Below are 3,039 nucleotides of genomic sequence, written 5' to 3'. Positions count from 1 at the left end.
TTGGCTATCGCTCATCGCGGCACCGAAAGGTTCGCTCCAACATCTTGTAAATTCAAGGTTTTTCTGACCTAAAAGAGCAACAAACTTGCTGCAAAAGAACTGGCATTCTGCGGCAAAAGGAGCGTTACTGAATCAAACCCGGGCGCAACCGATGGCCCCGGTATCTCACCCCGCAGGTCCGGGGCTTTTGCTGGTGCGGCGGCAGGCCGCATCAACTTAAGGAGGTACCGGTGGCAACGATCGCAGCCCATGGCGCCGAGGCGGCGCATTCCGTCATCAAGTTCGCCCCCAACGACCGGCGGGCCTTCATCGGCGGCTCGGATGCCCGCATCATCATGGGCGATGACCAGGAGGCGCTCACGCGCCTGTGGCGGGAAAAGCGCGGCGAGATCGCGCCGCAGGATTTTGCGCAGAATCTGGTCGTGCAGCTCGGCATCGCCACCGAGAATCTTAACCGGACCTGGTACCAGCGCTGCACCGGACAGGCCATCACCGACATCCAGAAGCGGGTTCGGCATCCCGTCCACCGCTGGATGGCGGCTACCCTCGATGGCATCGTCGAACAGACCGGCGCGGTGTTCGAAGCCAAGTTCATGCTGCCCTGGGCCTTTACCGAAGAGGCCGCGGCCGAGAAGCACATGGCGCAGCTGCAGCACAACATGTGGGTCGTCGCGGCCCGCTCGTCGGTGCTGTCCATCGTCACCGGCGGCGGCAAATGGGTCGAGATCACCCTGCATGCCGATCCGCTGTACCAGCACCTGCTGCTAACCGCCGAAAAGAAGTTCTGGCGCTGCGTGCAAAGCGGCGAGCCGCCCGCCCTGTTCAGCATCGAGACGCCGCGCCCGCGGCTCGCCGCCGTCAAGGTCGTCGACATGACCTCCTCCAATCTGTGGGCCGACTACGCGGCGTCCTACCTGCGCACCCGCGCGTCCCATGGCGAGCACGAACTCGCCAAGGCCGAGCTCAAAAAGCTCTTGCCCGAGGATGCTAAGGAAGCGATCGGCCACGGCGTTCGCGCCAAGCGCTCCAAGGCCGGCGCGATCAGCTTTGATCCGGTTGAGGTGGAGGACGTCCATGCACCAAGCCAGTGAGCATATCGGCGCGATCGCAGCCGCCCTGGCCCGCGCGCAGGCTGAACTGACCAACCCGGAAAAGACCCTGACCGCGATGATCCGCTCGCCATTTCTGCGCGATGACGACCGGACCTTCCGCTACGCCTCACTGGCCTCGGGTCTTGAGATCGTGCGCAAGACCCTGAGTCAGCAGGAGATCGCCACCATCCAGACCACCCGGATCGATGCCACGACAAGCCACATCCACCTCACCACCCTCTTGGCTCATTCCTCCGGCGAATGGATCTCCTCGGACTGGCCCGTCTGCGCCATCAAGGACGTCGAGGCGCCGCACCGCATGGGCGCGGCGCTGACCTATGCGCGCCGCTATGCCCTGTTCGCGCTGGTCGGAATTGCCGGCGAGGATGATCTCGACGCGCCGGATACGGTCGCCGGCCCGCCGGGCGCAGAGCCGCAAGCGCCGCCCAACGTCAAACCCAGGCCGGCCAAGGGAGTTCTCAACCGTGCGCCAGTGCTGGGGCCGCCACAATCCGCTGAGCTTCGGGAGCAGCTGTTGCGCCAGCTGGCAACTCTGCCCACCGGCAATGATCTGCTCGCCTGGGCCAAAGCCACCCTACCGCTCAAGAACACCCTGCTGGAGCCGGACGCCCGGCGCGTCGAGGCTGCCTACCAGAGCAAGCTTGAGGACGCCGCCCGTCCCATGGCCGACCCAGTGCCCACCCTAGGCGTGTCGCCAGAGCCGCCCGGGACAGCTGCAGTGGACACCGAGGCCGCGCTGCAGCCAGCTCTGCCACCTATCCCCGAGTCTGGGCTCGCCCATCCCAAGGAGCCGCCCCGCAAGCGCAGCAAGGTCCACCTGCTGTTTGTCCGCGAGCAACCCTGCCTCGTTTGCCAGCAAGCCCCGTGCGATGCCCATCATCTGAAGTTCGCGCAACCCAGGGCACTCGGCCGCAAGGTCAGCGACGAGTTCACGGTGCCGCTGTGCCGCACTCATCACCACGAGCTGCACCGGCACGGCAACGAGCGGGCCTGGTGGGCCAACTTGCAGATCACGCCCCTGCCTATAGCGCAGGAGCTGTGGGCGGCAAGTCCCGTCCACGATCAAGCTAACGCTGGAATCGCGAGCCCGGCTCTCCCGACCCATCTTGGCTCGGGGGCCTCACCATGAACCGGCCGCTGCCTACCACGCACCAGCTCACCGCGACCGCGCTGCCAGTCGAGTTTGAGGCGTTGGCACCGCCGCCTTTGCTGCTGCCGGGCGAGAGCCTCGAGCACTACCAGATGCTGCGGCAGGCGATCTTTGCCGATCTCGCACCTCGATCCGCCATCGAATGGCTGCTCGCAATCGATGTCGCCGAACTATCGTGGGAGATCCAACGCTATCGCCTGTTGCGTCACAAGCTTCTTGAGACCTATCGCCAAAGGGCGATTGAGGCAGCCCTACGGCGTATCGATCTGATCGGTATTGCTCCCGAATTCCAAGACGATGCCGAGTACTACACGCTGCAAAACGCCCTGAGCTGGCGGATCGATCCAATTGCGACCACCGAAATCGACACGCGCCTTGCGTCCTGTGGCTTCGATCAGCACGCCATCACCACGGAAGTCTACGTGCAGGCGCGCGAGGTGTTTCTGCTGTTCGAAGGTTTGCTCAATGCCGCACAAACCAAGCGCATGCTGCTGCTCCGCGAGCTTCGGACCCAACGCGTTGTGGATAGATCCCTGCGCGGCGGATCTGAAAGGTCAGTAGATCGCTACCGTAACTTTGATCGGCGAACTGCCCAAACCCGTCGTGGCGACAACTGCCGGCGTTACGAGCCGACTGGGTCGGCTGGCCGTGCATCATCTGAGCACTCAGAAAACGAGGATTAGAGCGGGATGGGGTTAGGTTGAATCGATTTGGGATTCCCAAATCAGCCCGTTTCTGATTCACCATGCTGGCTGGAAGGAGGCCAGCATGGATGGG

3 protein-coding genes are annotated in these 3,039 nt (G+C 63.8%); all 3 read left to right on the top strand.

All coding sequences use genetic code 11. The features are described from left to right. Nucleotides 1–230: 230 nt before the first annotated feature. The 3 genes from QQL28_RS45475 to QQL28_RS45465 are packed head-to-tail and all read left to right on the top strand — an operon-like array spanning nt 231 to nt 2,945. Nucleotides 231–1,091 (top strand): YqaJ viral recombinase family protein, encoded by an 861-nt coding sequence (locus QQL28_RS45475; RefSeq protein WP_284276378.1) that lies wholly within the window; start codon nt 231–233, stop codon nt 1,089–1,091. Further along, entirely contained in the window at nt 1,075–2,241 is a 1,167-nt protein-coding gene (locus QQL28_RS45470; RefSeq protein WP_284276376.1) for an ERF family protein, read from the top strand. Before QQL28_RS45475 ends, QQL28_RS45470 begins: the two co-directional genes overlap by 17 nt. Next, nucleotides 2,238–2,945: a hypothetical protein gene (locus QQL28_RS45465; RefSeq protein ID WP_284276374.1), complete on the top strand. Its 708-nt coding sequence runs from the start codon at nt 2,238–2,240 to the stop codon at nt 2,943–2,945. The genes QQL28_RS45470 and QQL28_RS45465 overlap by 4 nt, the downstream gene beginning before the upstream one ends. Nucleotides 2,946–3,039: the final 94 nt, after the last annotated feature.

The sequence above is a fragment of the Bradyrhizobium iriomotense genome, assembly GCF_030160715.1.
Taxonomy (GTDB): domain Bacteria; phylum Pseudomonadota; class Alphaproteobacteria; order Rhizobiales; family Xanthobacteraceae; genus Bradyrhizobium; species Bradyrhizobium iriomotense.
The sequence above is the reverse complement of the archived record's forward strand: the minus strand, read 5'-3'. Positions and strand labels throughout refer to the sequence as shown.